The 15,714-nt window shown below is 68.1% G+C and carries 15 protein-coding genes; 6 read left to right on the top strand and 9 right to left on the bottom strand.

The annotated features are described in order from the left end of the window. Positions 1 to 8 precede the first annotated feature (8 nt). The 5 genes from YWW_RS37150 to YWW_RS0101030 form a co-directional block, all read right to left on the bottom strand. A complete protein-coding gene (locus tag YWW_RS37150; RefSeq protein WP_026928638.1) occupies positions 9 to 1,130 on the bottom strand; it encodes a hypothetical protein in 1,122 nt (373 codons plus the stop codon). A gap of 31 nt (positions 1,131 to 1,161) precedes the next feature. Further along, complete coding sequence (locus YWW_RS0101045; protein ID WP_026928637.1) at positions 1,162 to 2,169, bottom strand: hypothetical protein; 1,008 nt, start codon at positions 2,167 to 2,169, stop codon at positions 1,162 to 1,164. Beyond that, on the bottom strand, positions 2,169 to 2,495 hold the full coding sequence (locus tag YWW_RS0101040) for a type VII secretion target (protein WP_026928636.1): 327 nt from the start codon (positions 2,493 to 2,495) through the stop codon (positions 2,169 to 2,171). Before YWW_RS0101040 ends, YWW_RS0101045 begins: the two co-directional genes overlap by 1 nt. Positions 2,496 to 2,631: 136 nt before the next feature. Beyond that, on the bottom strand, positions 2,632 to 3,225 hold the full coding sequence (locus YWW_RS0101035) for a GNAT family N-acetyltransferase (RefSeq protein WP_026928635.1): 594 nt from the start codon (positions 3,223 to 3,225) through the stop codon (positions 2,632 to 2,634). Further along, positions 3,222 to 3,830 (bottom strand): TetR/AcrR family transcriptional regulator, encoded by a 609-nt coding sequence (locus YWW_RS0101030; RefSeq protein ID WP_026928634.1) that lies wholly within the window; start codon positions 3,828 to 3,830, stop codon positions 3,222 to 3,224. The genes YWW_RS0101035 and YWW_RS0101030 overlap by 4 nt, the downstream gene beginning before the upstream one ends. Before the next feature lie 178 nt (positions 3,831 to 4,008). Here YWW_RS0101030 and YWW_RS36735 point away from each other — a divergent pair, with 178 nt between their 5' ends. Next, the gene (locus YWW_RS36735) at positions 4,009 to 5,760 is read left to right on the top strand and encodes a serine/threonine-protein kinase (RefSeq protein ID WP_081687135.1); all 1,752 of its coding nucleotides are present in this window, start codon (positions 4,009 to 4,011) and stop codon (positions 5,758 to 5,760) included. Positions 5,761 to 5,879: 119 nt separating this feature from the next. On the opposite strand, the gene YWW_RS0101020 is transcribed toward YWW_RS36735, so the two are convergent. Both YWW_RS0101020 and YWW_RS0101015 read right to left on the bottom strand, forming a co-directional pair. Then, positions 5,880 to 6,554, bottom strand: coding sequence for a hypothetical protein (locus YWW_RS0101020; RefSeq protein ID WP_026928633.1), 675 nt, complete (start codon positions 6,552 to 6,554; stop codon positions 5,880 to 5,882). 16 nt (positions 6,555 to 6,570) lie between these two features. Then, entirely contained in the window at positions 6,571 to 7,677 is a 1,107-nt protein-coding gene (locus YWW_RS0101015; RefSeq protein WP_026928632.1) for an ATP-binding protein, read from the bottom strand. Positions 7,678 to 7,789: 112 nt separating this feature from the next. On the opposite strand from YWW_RS0101015, the gene YWW_RS33585 reads away from it, so the two are divergent. The 5 genes from YWW_RS33585 to YWW_RS0100990 all read left to right on the top strand — a co-directional run bounded on the left by YWW_RS33585 (position 7,790) and on the right by YWW_RS0100990 (position 14,275). After that, a complete protein-coding gene (locus YWW_RS33585; protein ID WP_162145902.1) occupies positions 7,790 to 9,199 on the top strand; it encodes a pentapeptide repeat-containing protein in 1,410 nt (469 codons plus the stop codon). 152 nt (positions 9,200 to 9,351) lie between these two features. Further along, positions 9,352 to 9,657, top strand: a complete 306-nt coding sequence (locus YWW_RS27570) for an effector-associated constant component EACC1 (protein WP_051325230.1) — start codon at positions 9,352 to 9,354, stop codon at positions 9,655 to 9,657. Then, positions 9,657 to 11,426, top strand: coding sequence for a caspase family protein (locus YWW_RS33580; RefSeq protein WP_026928631.1), 1,770 nt, complete (start codon positions 9,657 to 9,659; stop codon positions 11,424 to 11,426). The genes YWW_RS27570 and YWW_RS33580 overlap by 1 nt, the downstream gene beginning before the upstream one ends. 223 nt (positions 11,427 to 11,649) lie before the next feature. Then, the gene (locus tag YWW_RS33575) at positions 11,650 to 12,873 is read left to right on the top strand and encodes a pentapeptide repeat-containing protein (RefSeq protein ID WP_155829788.1); all 1,224 of its coding nucleotides are present in this window, start codon (positions 11,650 to 11,652) and stop codon (positions 12,871 to 12,873) included. Between the two features lie 220 nt (positions 12,874 to 13,093). Then, positions 13,094 to 14,275, top strand: coding sequence for a hypothetical protein (locus YWW_RS0100990; RefSeq protein WP_155829786.1), 1,182 nt, complete (start codon positions 13,094 to 13,096; stop codon positions 14,273 to 14,275). A 46-nt stretch (positions 14,276 to 14,321) separates the two neighbouring features. Here YWW_RS0100990 and YWW_RS0100985 read toward each other — a convergent pair whose 3' ends face one another. Both YWW_RS0100985 and YWW_RS0100980 read right to left on the bottom strand, forming a co-directional pair. Beyond that, positions 14,322 to 15,056, bottom strand: a complete 735-nt coding sequence (locus YWW_RS0100985) for a class I SAM-dependent DNA methyltransferase (protein ID WP_026928629.1) — start codon at positions 15,054 to 15,056, stop codon at positions 14,322 to 14,324. Positions 15,057 to 15,219: 163 nt separating this feature from the next. Continuing rightward, a complete protein-coding gene (locus YWW_RS0100980; RefSeq protein WP_155829784.1) occupies positions 15,220 to 15,675 on the bottom strand; it encodes a DUF5980 family protein in 456 nt (151 codons plus the stop codon). Positions 15,676 to 15,714: the final 39 nt, after the last annotated feature.

Raw genomic sequence — 15,714 nt, 5'->3', positions numbered from 1 at the left:
TTCCCGGGTCAGGCCCCGGGCGCGAAGACGGCGCCGATCGTCGCCGCGTAGGAGGCGAGCCCGGTCCCCGCCGCGTCGATCGTCATCGCGATCTCGGCGATCGCCTCGATCGTCGTCATCGTGCCCTCGGGCAGCTCCAGCTCGAACAGGAGCCGGGCGTCGCCGCCGAGTGACACCTCGGCGCCGCGGCCGATCGGCTCCGGCGGAGGCGGGACCGCGACCTCGATCAGATGCGCGCCCGCCGCGAAGCGGTACTCGTTCACGCCCCAGATCGCCGGGACCGCCGAATCGCCGACGGTGACCCGCGGCGGATCGACCCAGGGCCGCACCTGCGGGCGGCGCGACTCGCCGAGCAGGTCGAGACCGCGCATCGCACGGGCCTTGTCCTTGCCCGACGCCGACCAGATCTCCTTCTGCGCGGCGCGGTGCTCGCTCCAGATCCGGCGCTGCCCCTCGGCGAGGTCCCGCGCGTCCTCGCCGAGCTGCTCTCCGAGCGTTTCGAACGGCTTCGGCCCGCGAGGCCCCCGGCGCTCGCCGCGCGCCCGGTCGGCCAGCTCCGAGACCGAGACCCCGAACTCGACGTCCTCCTCGCTCGGACGCTGCACGTAGGCGAGGTCGAGCCGGAGCACCGCCGTGCCCGGCTCGGAGCCGGGCCGCCGCGAATCGCCCGGATCGACCGCGCGCCAAGGCCCGCTCGCCTCGGACTCGCCGCTCCTGGGGTCGATCTCGAACTGGCCGTGGAAGCCCGAGGTGCGCCGACCGGTCGTCCGATGGTCGAGCCAGCGCGGAACGGTGGAGGACACCTCGACCCGGCCCGCCGACGGCACCTCCACGTGCGCGTACGCTCCCGAAGCGCCGCACTGGACCTGGACGAGCCTGAGGCCGGACTCGACCTCGATCACGCCCGTCCCGAAGCCCGTCGCGGCGGGCCTGCCGTCGATGAGGACGAGAGGCGTGTACGGCCTCGGGCGGTCCTGCGGCCCGGTCACCGCGCCGGACGCGGCGCTCCTGTAAGCGGATCGCACCGCGATCAGGCCGCGACCGGGACCGGGATTCCGGCCCCGCTCGCGCACGTCGAAACCGCCGACCGGGTGCGCGGCGAGCCAGTACTCCCGCTCCCCGGTCGGCACGTGTCGAAGTCGCCTGATCAGACCGGGCACCTCAGGCGCCCACCTGGTCGGCGAGCCCTGCGACCGTGTTGATGCCCACCTTGTAGTCCTTCAGGAAGTCCAGCACCGGTCTGATCTTGGTGAGCACCTCGTTGATGGTCTCGATGGCCTTGGCGGCCTTGGTGAAGATCTCGCCGGCCTGCTTGATCCGCGAGACCGCCCTCATCACCAGCGACGCCACCTTGTAGATCGCGTCGGCGATCGCGGTGGCGATGGTGGCGCCGAACGTCGCCACCGCGGCGGCCACCTGCGGCAGCAGCCGCGTCAGGGCCCACGAGACACCCTTGGCGATCAGGTCGACGATGTCCTGGCGCAGGGCCTTGGCGAGTTCGGCCATGCAGCTGAGGATGCCTTCGAGGCCGACGGCCATGAAGCCCATGCCGCGGATGGCCTCGCTCGCCTCCGCGACCCGCATGCGGGCGGCCTCGCCGTCCGTGCCGACCCACTCGCTCAGGTTCTCGTCGCCGACGGCCTTCACGTAGTCGGCCACCTGCGGCGCCCCGCCGGACACCGCGTTCCACATCGATGCCGAGGTCTTCATGCGGGACTCGTTGCCCGACACGATGCCGACGAGGTCCTCGAGCGGCTGGAAGACCTGGATCAGGAAGTCGATGAGGCTGCCGGCCAGCCACTGCACGGGGTCGAACTTCGGGTCGGTGATGCCCTCGACCATGCTCCAGAAGTTCTCGGCCATGCCCTGGATGCCGGAGATGTCGCCGGCGAGGCCGGTGATCAGGTTCGAGTACCCGTCCCAGTCGGTGAGGCTCTCGATCTTGCCGACGTTGGCGACGGTGTTCTGCACGGCGACCGCCGGGGCGGCCACGCTGCCGAAGGTGTTCAGGCCGGAATTGCCCGCGGTCGTGGCGGACGGCGAGCCCTGGCCCGTGATGGCCTTCCACGCGTCCGCGCCGCTGGGCACCCAGGCGCTGCCCTCGTTCGCGGTGGGCGCCTGCGTGGGGGCGCCGTTCTGCCAGTTCGGCTCTTCGATTCCGTCGGACATCAGGAGCCTCCCTTGCCGATCTCCTGGCCGATCTTCTCCAGTTCGCGGGCGATCGCCTCGTCGTTCCCCTCGTGCTCGGCGGCGCAGTCCTCGAGTCGGCCCGCCAGGCTGGACACGGCGTCGCGGGCGTCGCCGATGGAGGAGTGGAAGATCTGGGCCACCCCGAAGTAGACGGGGGCCATGACGATTCCGGCCACACCCCAGGTCCACCAGTCGGGGTCGGCCTCTTTGGCATAAGTGGCCAGGGCCTCGACCTGGCCTTCGGCTTCTTGGAGACCGGATGCGGCCTGTTTGAGCTTCTCCGCGTCGACGTTGATCCACGACATCGGCACCACCTTGATCGTGAGGGCGTGAGAGCAGCGGGCACTGCTCGAATTGGAGTGTAGGAGCCGGTCACCACCCTGTGGGGAGGGTGAGCACGGGGCGGTGCCCGCGGGAGCCCGGTCGGGTGCCGGGCGCGGATCAGGCCGTGCGGGTGAGCTTGAGGGAGACGTACTCCTTGAAGCCGGCCTTGCGGGCGAACTTGACCGGCCGCCGCTCGTATTCGGTGAAGCCGAGCTTGGCGTAGAGGCCGAGCGCCGGTGCGTTGTCGTCCTTGATCTCGCGGAGGATGAACTCGTCGTAGCCGGGCAGGGCGATGAGGTGGCGCATCAGCGCGGTCGCCACGCCTCGGCCCTGGTGGGCGGGGGCGGTGGTGACGAAGCCGATCTCGGCCAGGCCCTCGCGGGCCTCGTCGGGGGCGCCGAGGAACTGGCTCCGCACCACCAGGTGGCTGATGGTGCCGTGGACCGCGCCGAGATGGCGGCGGAATTCGGAGGCGCGCGGCGCGAAGCACTCCTCGTCCCCGGTGGTGAGGGAGGCGACGGCGGCGGGCTCGCCGTCGACGAGGGCGGCGTAGAAGCGTTCCGGGATGACCATGTGCTCGAACGCGTCCGCGAGCTTCTCGGGGTCGGAGGAGAAGTACTCGAAGTCCTCGGCGAAGCCCCTGACGAGCACCTCGGTGATCCCGCGCCGGTGGGCCTCGCCCAGCCGGTCGCCGCGTTCGATCTCGATCATGTGCTGCTTCCTTCTGTGAGTATTCGCAGGACGACGTCCGCGTCGGGGACGGCCAGATCGGCGCGGAGCGCGATCCGCATCGTCGTCAGGCCGCCGAGAGTGGCGAAGTAGCAGGCCGTGAGCTGGGCCGGGGAGCCGTCGCCGAACTCGCCGGCCGCCTGACCGCGCCGGACGAGGTCCTCGAAGGCGCTCCACATCGAGCGGTGGGCCTCGCGGAGCCGGTCGAGCGTGCCTGGCGGCGTGTCGGTGGTGAAGCCGTGGTTGAGGACGACGACGAACTCGGCGGCGCCGTCGTCGGTCGTGAGGTCGTCCAGGAAACGGGTGGTGAAGCCGCGGACCAGCTCGGTGGGGCTCCCCGCTCCGGCGAGGTTCTCCGCGAGCGCGACGAGGCCGGTGGCGCCCTGGTCGAGCAGTTCGGCGTGCAGTTCTTCCTTGGAGGCGTAGTGCCGGTAGACCGAGCCGATGCTCATGCCGGCCTCCAGCGCGATGTCCCGGATGGTCGAGGCGGCGAAGCCGCGCCGGGCGAACACGCGGACCGCCGCGGTCAGGACGGCGTCGCGGGTCGCCGCGCGCATCGCCGCGTTCTGCTCGGCCGTGCGGGCCATGTCCCTCGAACCCCTCCCAAAAAATGAAATGAACTTATGTTCAGTGTATCAAGTGTTCGGCCGGGACGACCCGAGCTCGGATCTGAAGTACGGTGATCGAGGTGACCGGTTCGGTCGCGGGCGTGCCGCGGTCTCGGTCACCGCCTGGAACAGTCCGGTTCTGACGCTCGGAGACCCCATGCAGCCCTTAGCACCCCACGATCCGATGCGGATCGGCCCGTACCGAACCGTCGCCGAACTGGGCCGCGGCGCGATGGGCCGCGTCCTGCTCGCCTACGGGCCGGACGACCGCTGGGTCGCCGTCAAACTCGTCCGCGACTGGCTGGTCGAGGACCGGGAGTTCCGGGCGCGGTTCCGCCGCGAGGTCGCGGCCTCCCGGCGGGTGAGCGGGAGCAGCACGGCGGCGGTCGTCGACGCCGGACCCGACGACGCCGTCCCCTGGCTGGCCTCGGAGTTCCTGCCCGGCCCGACGCTTCAGGAAGCGGTCGACGCCGCCGGGGCGCTTCCCGAGCAGGCGGTGCTGCGGCTCGCGGCCGGGCTCGCGTCCGCGCTGGTCTCCATCCATGAGGCGGGGGTGATCCACCGCGACCTCAAACCCGGCAACGTGATCCTCACCCGCGAGGGCCCTCGCGTCATCGACTTCGGCATCGCCCGCGCCGTCGAGCAGCAGACCGCCGACCTCACGCGCACCGGCGGCGTCATCGGCACCCCTGGCTACATGTCCCCTGAGCAGGCGGAGTCGGCGCCGCTGACCACCGCCTCCGACGTCTTCTCGCTCGGCTCGGTGCTGGTGCTGGCCGCCACCGGCTCAGGGCCGTTCGACGCCGACTCGACGCTGCACACCCTCAACAACGTGGTCCGGGCCGAACCCGATCTCAGCGCGGTTCCCGAACGCGTCCGCGAGATCGCCCGAGGATGCCTCGCACGGGACCCGACGCGGCGGCCGACCGCGACCGAACTGCTCGCGGCCGTCGGCCCCGTCCCGCCCGAGCCGTGGCCCGAGGCGGTGGTGACGCTGACGCGCAAGCAGCACCGGGAACTGACCAGGATCCTTGAGGCGAGCGGGCAGCACACCACCCGGATCGACTCCGGCAGCACCATGGTCACCGACCCCGAACCGCCGACCCGGGTCGACACTCGGCCCGGACCCTCTTCGGGCGGCCCCGCGCCCGAGCGGACGAGGCGCGGGACCCTCCGCTCCAGCCCTGCGCCCCGGGACTTCAGGGCGCTCGCAGTGGGAGCCGTCGCGATACTCGCGGTCGCCCTCATCGGTGTGCTGCTGAGTCTTTCCCTCGACTGGGAGCCACCGGAAGGCGGTGACGGGACGGCCGAGCAGGCCGCCGACGCTTCCGAGGTCGCCGCGAATGGCGACTGGGTGCCCCGCTTCCAGGGCGAGGAGCTGGAGCTTCCGTCTTACGTGCGGTACGGGAGCACGTGCTTCTGGGGCGTGATGGATCTCGACGCGGAGAACCCTATGCCGGTGGAGCTCGACGGTGAGACGCCCGGGGAGGCTGATCTGGCCTGGGGCCTGTGCCCCGGCGATGCGACCGCCTGGGAAGGCGCCGAACCGTGCGACCTCGTCAACGGGGCGGGGTGCCTCATGAGGGGCGAGGTGCTGGCGATCGGGGACGGCACCGCCGCGGTCGTGTCCGGCGAGGGAACGATGGACGCCGAGACGTGCGGGCGGGCGGCGGAGAGCGGCGGCGCCGTTCAGGACGGCGATGAGTACGACGTCCGTTGGGACATCGAGCTCGCGCAGCTCAGCAGCGGCGGAAGCCATCTGTTCACTCCGGAGCCGAACGGGATGTGCATCGACACCGGCGAAGAGCTCTTCTTCATCGAGTTCGGCGACCTCGACTACGACGGCAGGTCGTCCGTCGCGGATTTCTCGATCAACGTGTACGTGGACAGCTGGACGCCCAGGGCCTGAGCGGGGGCCGGACGGTCGACGCCTCGAGCGCGAAGGCGGCGCGGACCGTCGCCGCGGAGGAGGCGGGCCTCGTGCCCTCCGTGTCGACCGCCGTGCCGGAGCCGCGTGGGAGACATCGGTCAGGCGTAAGGGTCCTCGTCCTCGGGAGGGACGACGGGCGGGGCGGTGTCGGAGCCGAAGACGTCGTCGTCTTCCTCCAGCCAGCTGACGCGATCCTCTTCCTCGTCTTCGGTGCGCTTCGAGCGGTTCGTCCTGGATGCCGCACCCATTCCGGCCGCCCCCACCATTTCCATGGCACCGGCGCCGATGCTTCCGACCAGGGCCGAGCCGCTCCCTCCGAGAGTGGCGCCGCGGGCCACGGCAGACCTGAACAACTTGCGGTCGGGTATGTCCTCCATGAGTTCCCCCCACCTCACGGCCAAGTCCTTGGCCCTTCCGCCGGCTCGCAGCATGAGGTCCCGCAACTGTCGTCCCGCCATGAGATCGTTGGTCTTGAGGGCGCTGTGACACGCGTACTCGTAGCAGCTCGCCAATGCCGGGTCGTCGCTGTTCCGCGAGAAGTAGGCCCACATCGCCTCGGCGATGGCCCAGGACTCGAAATAGAGCTTCTCAGCGTTGGCGGTGTACACGAAGGACAGCAGATTCCAACGGTTGAGGGCGAGCCAGGCCCACGCCTCGTCGGCACTGTCGAATCCCGAGGTCTCGACGTCGTCGATCGGCTCGGGGCAGGCGCGGGACCGCTCTCCCGTCACCAGGTGATCGGCCAGCTGCGCTTTCCTCAGATACCAGCGCACGAGCCTTCTCGTATCCTCACGCATCGGTCCCGCCCCGCTCCGAGCCTCGCCGAACCAGGTCGGTGTCAGAAGGAGAGAACGGCGGCACGCCTCCCCTCCTCAGGATTCTCGGATCCGAATTCATGCACGCGGCCACCGCCACGCGTGATGCCTTCCGTTCGGAATCTTGCGGATCCGGGGCCAGACGCCACTGATCGGGACCTGCTTCCACGATCAGGCCCACCGTTTTGAGGTCCTCAGAGGGCGGATCGTCGAAATCCGCGTCGAGGGCGTCGAGCAGGGACTGCTCCAGGATCGGCATCGGCAGACGGCTGAGGGCCATGTAGACGCGCTGCGTCTCCTCGCCGACCGATTCGAACGCTTTGAGGAACAACCGCCGCTCACGCCCCTCGCCGACGAGCCCGAGCAGCTCTTCGACGTTCACGGCGTCGAGCGACACGATCCCCGCCGCTCGCAGCAGTTGTCCGGGGGAGCCGCCGAACGCCTTCACCAGCTGGTCGGCGACGGCGGAGTCGAGCGTGGTCGCCCGTTGCAGCAGCTCGGCGGCGTCCTCGGCAGCGAGCGGCGGAAGGTGGGTCTGCGAGGCTTCGTGCCAGCTGAGCGTTCTGGAGGTCAGCACGATGTAGGCGGCCGAGTCGGACCGCGGCCAGAACCTCTCGATGTCGTACTTGGTGCGGGCTCCGTCGAGGATCACGAGCACTCGCTTCACGGCGAGAATCGAGAGGTAGCACTTGTGCAGGTCCTCGAAGCCACCCGGAATATCGCGCTGCCCCAGTCGCCCCAGGGCGGACCTCAACGCGTGGTCCGGGAAGGTGCCGTTCAGTTCGATGTGGAGCACGCCGTCGGGGTAGCGGTGCTTCACCATGCTCGCGGCGACGCTCGCCAGCGCGGTCTTGCCGACCTCTGAGGGGCCGGTGAGCACGATCGGTCGCCGGTGCGGTGATTCCAGGGTTTCGACGAGGGTTTGCAGGTGTCGCTCGCGGTCGGTCCAGGCTCGGGGTCGGTGGCACAGCTCCCAGGGCGTGAAGTGCTGCGACTCGACGCCGAGATTGACCCGCTCGCTTTGGATGACGGCTTTGACGTTGCCTTCGAACCTGTTCTGGAACTCGGGGGTTTCGGTCATCGATGCTCCCGGATCGGTGTTCCCTGTCGATCGTCCCATATCGCAAGGGCAGTGCGCCAGCAGCGGCGGCTCGCGGGACCCGGCGCGTGCGAGGGCGCGGCAGACTGAGGACATGAGCGAGGAGCGCAACGAGCCCGGACCGCGCTGGTGGAGATGGATTGTCGCGTCTGCGGCGGTGGCCGTGGTCCTGGCCGGTGTGGGGGCGTGGTGGCTGGTGGATCCGTTGTCTGTGGACGAGCCGAAGGACCGGGCGAATGCGATGCAGGCGGCGCTCGCGATCGCGTTCGGCTTCGGTGGGCTCGCGACGCTGGGGTTGTTCACGAGGCGGCAGTGGCATCAGGAGCGGGTGCATGAGCACGAGCGGCAGGTGGCCGCCGATGCCAGGCGGGAATCCGAACGGGCCTACGAGCACCAGCAGCGAGTCGCAGACGACGCGAGGTATGACGCCGAGCAGCGGCGGATCACTGAGCAGTACATGAAGGCGGTCGAACAGCTTGGGCACGAGAAGGCACCGGTGAGGCTGGGCGGCTTGTACGCGCTTGACAGGTTGGGGCGGAATCATCCCGAGCAGCGGCAGGTGATCGCTGAGGTCTGGTGCGCTTATCTGCGGCGCAGGTACACGCCGCCGGTCGACATCATCGGTGAGATTCGCGAGGGTGATGAAGGCGGTGAAGAAGCCGACCGCACCGAGGAGCAGCTCCAGGCCGAAGCCGAGGCGGCCGACGAGTACGAGGTGCGGATGACCGCTCAGCGCCTCTTGGTCGGGCACTTGAAAGATCCAAGGCCCAAGGAGGAACGGAACGACACTAGACCGAACGAGTCAGAAGAGTACTGGCATCTCGAGCATATTGATCTCACTGGGGCGACCCTTGTCGATACCGATTTCGCAGATTGTCGACTTCCGGAAATGAAAATCGGCCGTGCTCGTCTTTGTCGTTCTGCTCAGTTTAACAGGACGTATTTCGAGGGCGATGCTGAGTTTTCCAAGGCGCGGTTCGAAGGGGAAGTTTGGTTCGATAAGGCGCGATTTGAAGGTGCTGCTAGATTCGGCGCGGCGCAATTCAAGGACGAAGCCCGGTTCGCTGAGGTGCAGTTTAGTAGTGACGCTTGGTTTACTGGGGCCAGAGTCAGTGGAACCACCGTGTTCACTGGGGCACGGTTTGGAGACGTTGCCTGGTTTCCTCTAGCGCGATTCGACGGTTCTGCGTGGTTCAATAGGGTGCGGTTTGAGGGTGACACTGGTTTCACAGCAGCATGGTTTAAACGTAGTGCCTTGTTTTTCAGCGCATGGTTCGAGGGCGGCGCCCTATTCAAGGAAGCGAGGTTTGGCGGCATAGTTAAGTTTGAAGATCTACAACTTGGGGCCAGAGTGGACAATTCAGAAAGCGAGCCTGTTCGGCTCGATATGAGCGATGCGGTCGTGAATCAGGTCAACTTCAAGGATGAAAAGCATGCGTGGCCGCCTGGGTGGGAGACGGTGCCCGATGGGGACAAGTGGAAGCTGGTTCGGATCGAGGAGTGATCGGCGGGTTCGGGTCCCGCGCCGCGTCGCTGGTGTGAATTATCATCTTGTTCATACCCGACTGTGAGGTGATCATGGCCTTGGTGCCGGAAGTGACAATCGCGACGGATACAGGCACATATGACATCGAAAGCGGGCAATGGCGTGCCCAGGTGACCGAGCTTCACGCCAGCCTCAGAGACGAGGTCGGCACGATATCGCTCCGTTCGGCCCCCGCCCCCGACGCCAAGGGCACCCTCGAAACCGTGATCCTGGCCCTCGGCTCCTCCGGCGCGCTGCTGGCCGCCGAACACTGCTTCCGCGCCTGGCTCGGCCGCGACAAGACCCGCTCGCTCACCGTCACCTGGACCGATGACACCGGCAAAGAACGCAAGCTCAGCATCACCGGCGAGCGCCTCGACCGACGCTCCTTCAAAGCGTTCACCGAGTCGATCGGCCGCATGCTCGAAGACCGCTGATGACCGCCTCGCGCCGCTACCGCGCACTGCTGATCGGGAACGCCTCCTTCCCCCGCGACCCCCACGGACTTCCCGAACTGCACGGACCCGCAGCCGACCTCAAGGAGCTCCGCCAAGCGCTCACCGACGAGCGGACCGGCCTGTTCGCCAGTGACATTCTCGACCTGCTCGACTACGAGGTGCAGGAGCTGCGCAAGGCGCTGTACGAGTTCTTCGTCAAATCGGCCGAACGCGACGACGTGCTGCTGCTCTACTACAGCGGCCACGGCAAACTCGACCTGCTGAACAAGCTGCACCTCTGCGCCCATGACTCCGAGACCGACTCGCTGCCGGTGACCGCCCTCCGATACAAGGAGGACGTCGAGAGCCTGATCGACGAGTCACCGGCCACGACCACGGTCACCGTCCTCGACTGCTGCTACAGCGGCGCATTCCGCGGCGGCGACCTCATCGTGAACGCGACCGGGCGCGGCAAGTGCGTCATCTCCAGCTCGAGTGCCACCGAGCTCGTCCCGGACTCGACCGGTGAAGACGGTCCGAGCCCCTTCACCGACGCGTTCATCCAGGGCCTGAGACTCGCCGAGGCCGGCGTTCCCTTCACCGTCCGGCAGCTGTACGACCACATTTTCCAGGTTCAGGCCGGCTCCGGGAACGCGATGCCGCAGCTTCACTTCAGCGGTGAAGGGGACATCGCCATCGCCGGAGCGCCCTCATCACCGCCATCGACTCTGCCGGCCCCGCCGCCACCGATTCCCTTCCGGCAGCGCTGCCGGGGATTCGTTCGGCGCCACTGGCGGTCCTTGAGTGTCGCGTCCTTGGCAGCGGGCGCGGCTCTCTCAGCGCTGCTGGTGGTGCTTCCCGATGATCCGACCCCGGGCGGCGACCGCGGCGTCCATGCCGTTGCCGAGGCGAAGGAGGACGGGCGGCCCACCGTGTTCGAGGCGGCCCGGACGGAATGCGCACCGTCTGAGGAGAGCGTCCGCGTCGGCGACCACGGCCGCACCTTGACGGTGGATCGGGCGTTCGCGGAAGAAGACCCCGGCATTGACGGCGACAAGTTGAACTGCATCTTCGAGGCGATCGACCTTCCTGACTCAGTGGAATCCCGCATGTGGAACACGAACGGCTACAGCGGTCAGCAAGAGGCGGAATTCAACGGGCTCTCGGTCTCCTGGAGCTACAGCAGTGACGTCGGTTTCGACATGACCGTCGCAGATGAGCGCCCCGAGGTCGGCCGGTGCCTGCCCTACGACCCGGAGGCCGTAGGCGACGGCCTCAGCGTGATCGACTGCGGTGACCCCAGGGCGTTCTGGGAGATCACCGCCCAGTCCTACGAGATCGACGCCGAAGTCGACGATGACGGCGGCCTCCTCGACCACCAAGCCGCCTATGACCTCTGCGGCGTGAGGTACGGGGCCCCCTACTTCGGCGAGCTGTGGACCAACTGGCAGTACGTGTACTCCTCGGGCGCGGTCGACTCCATGTACTGCACCAGAGCGCTCGGCGATCCCGACCCCGGATCGGACGCACGCACTCCTTACATTCCCGGCGACGGCGCCTGCTTCGACGACGGCGAGTCTTGGTGGACGGTCGACTGCGGTTCTTCCGAAGCGGTCTACGAAGTCGTCGGCACCGTCGAGCTCGACGAAGCCGGGGAGCTGTCCGATGCCGAGGCTGCCGAGGAGGCGACCTGTGGCGGCGACTTCTACTGGGAGGTCACCGACATCGAGGGGCGCACCGCTGCGATCTTGTGCGGCAGCGAGCTCTAGCCGAAACGGCGGCCAGTGAGGTGCTCGCCATGCATCGGTGGGGCAGAGCGCCTGAGCGGCAGGAGCGGGGGACGTGGTGAGTGCGGGGACGGGGCAGACTGGCGACATGAGAGAGACGCGCAGGGGAGCCGGATCGCGTTGGTGGGGGTGGATCGTCGCGGCTGCGGGGATGGCCGTGGTCTTGGCCGGTGCGGGGGCGTGGTGGCTGGTGGACCCGTTGTCCGTGGACGAGCCGAAGGATCGGGCGAATGCGATGCAGGCGGCGTTCACGATCGCGTTCGGTTTCGGTGGGCTTGCGACGCTGGGCTTGTTCACGAGGCGGCAGTGGCATCAGGAGCGGGTCCACGAGCACACCGAGTATGACGCTGAGCAGCGGCGGATCACCGAGCAGTACGTGCAAGCGGTCGAGCAGTTGGGGCACGAGAAAGCGCCGGTGAGGTTGGGCGGTCTGTACGCGCTCGATCGCTTGGGGCGCAACCATCCCGAGCAGCGGCAGGTGATTTCGGAGGTCTGGTGCGCTTATCTGCGGCGCAGGTACACGCCACCGGTTGACATTCTCAGCGAAGCTCGTGAGGGTGATGAGGGCGAGGAGGCTGAGCCCACCGAAGAGCAGCTCCAAAAGGACGCTGAGGCGGCCGACGAGTATGAGGTGCGGATGACCGCACAACGGCTTTTGGCCGGTCACCTGAAAGACCCTCGACCAGAAGAAGAACGGGATGACGCTAGACCGGATGAGTCAGATGAATTCTGGCACCTCGAACATGTCGATCTCACCGGGGCGACCCTTATCGATGCCGATTTCGATGGTTGTCAGCTTCCCATATTGAAAGCTGACCGCGCACGTTTTTACCGTTCGACTTCATTTTTTGGGACGTATTTTGGGGGTGCTGCCAGCTTCGTTGGGGTGCGGTTCGGGGGTGCTGCCAGCTTCGATGGGGTGCGGTTCGGGGGCGAGGCCAGCTTCGGTGAGGCGCGGTTCGGGGGTGCTGCCTGGTTCGATGGGGTGCGGTTCGGGGGTGATGCTTGGTTCGGCGGCGTGCGGTTCGGGGGCGAAGCCTGGTTCGATGGGGCGCAGTTCGAGCGCGTTGCCTGGTTCGGTGAGGCGCGGTTCGAGCACGATGCCTGGTTCGGTGGTGCGCGGTTCGGAGGCTCTGCCGGGTTCGGCGGCGTGCGGTTCGGAGGCTCTGCCGGGTTCGATGAGGCGCGGTTCAGGGGTGCTGCCAGGTTCGATGGGGTGCGGTTCGGGGGTGCTGCCTGGTTCGATGAGGTGCGGTTCGAGAGTACTGAGGAGACTGCTGAGGGTTCGCCTCTGCCTGATGGTCGGTTCGTAATGGACGAGGCGATTGTGTACCGAATCGAGTTTGAAGACGAAGAGCACGTATGGCCGCCCGGGTGGGAGCCGGTGCCTGATGGGGACAAGTGGCGGCTGGTCCGCGTCGAGGAGTGACCGGCGGTGCGTCGGTGGCGGCTTGTCGCGGGTGGGGCTTGCTTCGCCGCCTTGACCTCCTTGTCTGCGCCTTCGGGGCCGGTGTGCATTAGGTGAGTAATCTGTGGTTTTGCGCAGCCGATCCGAAAGAGCCGAGCTGATGTCGTACCCTCCCCCGGGGCCGCCGCCGAGCAACTGGACTCCAGGGCAAACACCTCCGCCGCCGAACCAGCCGCCACCGTTGCCGCAGCAGCAGCCGCCACAGCCTCCCCAGCAGCAGCAGATGATGGGGCCGGGCGGCGCGTACGGCCCCGCGTCCGACACCGGCGCCCCCTACCCCGGTCAGCCCGTTCAGCTCGGCATGGCCAAGCCCGGCACCGTCAAGGGCATCCAAGCGATCCTCTGGTTCTTCACCGCGCTCTCGCTGCTCGGAGACCTGTTCTCCATCATCAGCCTGGCCGACACCTTCACCCCCCTCGGCCTGGTCACGCTCACGGTCGCCGTCTATTTCACCGTGCAGAGCCTGCTCTCGCCGATCCACATCGAGCGCGGGAAACGCTGGGCCTGGATCTGGTCGGTGGTCTCCGCCGTCCTCGGGCTCGCGGCCGGGCTCGTCGCCATCGTGCTGGGCATCGCGGTCAGCCAGTACTCGGCCCTCCCGCTGGTGATCGGCTTCGCGCTGGGCGCCTTGTACGGCGTCCTCCTGGTCCTGCTGCTCTCGAAGTCGGCGAGGGCGTGGATCCTCATGCACCGCATCCAGCGCGGCGAAGTCCAGGCGGTCGCAGCGACGGACGCGCAGGGCGCGGCGGGCCCCGACGGCGCCCCGCTCGCCCCGAACATGATGAACACGCAGCAGCCACCGCAGCCGGAGCGGCCCGCCCACAAGCCGGGCGTCGTGACCGTGGTGCAAGTGCTTCTGCTGCTCCTGGCGATCCCCGCGTTCGTGGTGTTCCCACAGCAGCTCGAAGATGTCCAGCATGAGGCCGACATCTGGGGTTACCCCGCGCTCTCGGACTATCTGGACAACCACTCCGAGTCGATGTTCCTCCTCATCGGCATCGGTGTCGCCGGGCTGGCGGTGCTCGTCGTCAACGCCCTCATCGCCTGGGGCCTGGGCAAGGGCCGCAAAGGGGCGCGGATCTTCGGCGCGATCTGGCTCGGCGCGGTCTTCGTGGCGATGGGGGTCGGCTCGCCCTACATGCACATGTTCATGCGGGAGCAGGAGGACGACACGATGAGCGTCGATGGCAGATGGGTCGACGACCCCTTCGAGGCGACGTGGCTGCCCATCGCGTTCTGGGTCCTGTCCGTCGGCGCGGTGCTGGCGCTCGTCGCGTTCATTCTCGTGTTGGCCCGTGGGACGCGCAGTTGGACTCCCGGCAGGCCGCCGTCGATCGTGATCGTCCAGCAGCCGATGCGGTGACCGGCCGCCGTCTCGTCCGGGGCCGACCGCGGCGCGGCGAAGACGCCTAAGGAAGCCGGTACACCGACACGTGGGACGGGGAGTCGGCGGTGAACTCGCCGCCCTGCCAGTCGGCGTGGCGGGATTCGAGTTCGAAGCCGGCGAGCCGCGCCATGAGGTCCAGTTCGGACGGCCAGATGTACCGGTGCGGGCTGCGGCCGAGGCGGGCCTGCCGGGTTCCGTCGAAGGTGAAGTGGTGGGAGACCACGTGCTGCTTGAGGGTGTCGTAGGTGTCGAGCAGGATGTACCCGTCCTCGACGACGCCGACCGTCGCCTTGCGGCCCGGAGGGAGCGCGCGCAGTTCGGGCACCCACAGCTCGATCACGAACCGCCCGCCCGGGACGAGGTGCCGCGCCGCGTTGCGGAAGCACTCGATCTGCTGGTCCTGGGTGAGCAGGTTCGAGATGGTGTTGAACACCAGGTAGGCCAGGCGGAACTCGCCCGGGGCCCGGACGGCGGTCATGTCGCCTTCGAGCACCGGCAGCGCCGTTTCGTCTACTTTGGTGCGGAGCTGCGCGATCATGTCGGGGGACAGCTCGATCCCGGTCACCGGCACGCCGCGCTCGGCGAGCGGCACGCCCACGCGGCCGGTGCCGATCGCGAGTTCGAGGGCGCGGCCGCCTTCGGCGAGCTCGACGAGCCGGTCGACGGTCGGGCCGAGGACCTCGGGCGCGAACATGCCCTCGCCGGGGGTGTCGTAACTGCGGGCCGCTTCGGCGTCCCAGATGTCGTTCGATTCCATCGGCCCAGGATTCCGCAGGCCCGCAGCCGTGTCGAGTGTTTTGCGGGAGTGGTCCCTGGGCTTCGGGTTCCGGCCCCGCTCCTCGCGGACGAGTCGGCTCCGCCGGCGGGTCGGCCTGCCGTCCGTGTCGGATGAGGTCGCCGGCCGGCGGAGCGCCGTGGTCTCAGTAGACGGGGCCGCAGCCCCACTCCTCCTGGGCCTTGATCATGATCGGCATCGTCTGCGTCACCGTCCCGTCCGTGACGGTGAGGGTGGCCGGGTACTCCCCGTAGTCCAGCGGCGGCAGGTCGACGGCGAACCAGATGGTCCCGATGTACCGGTCTTCGTTGTCGTCCGGCGGGACCGGCGAGGGCAGTTGGATCTCGGTGCCCTCGGGGAATCCGTGGACGTCGGCCACGAGCGGTGCGTCCCAGGAACCGGCGATGAAGCCGACGAAGTAGGTGAAGTAGGAGCCGTTGGCGGGGATGCAGATCCGCTGCTCATAGTCGGACAGGTGCCAGCTCGCCTCTGAGGCGGGCTCCTCGGCCTGGGCGGTCGCCGAGGCCGTGAACCCCACGCTCATCACCAGTCCGGCGATTATGGCGAGCATCAACCTGAGGGAGCGAGAGACTGATCTCATCACGAATGTCCTCCGTGTCTCGGTACCCGGAGCGGCCTC

The sequence above is a fragment of the Glycomyces tenuis DSM 44171 genome, from assembly GCF_000427885.1.
Classification (GTDB): Bacteria; Actinomycetota; Actinomycetes; order Mycobacteriales; family Micromonosporaceae; genus Glycomyces; species Glycomyces tenuis.
Note: the sequence above shows the minus strand (reverse complement) of the source record. Positions and strands in the feature narration are given on the sequence as shown.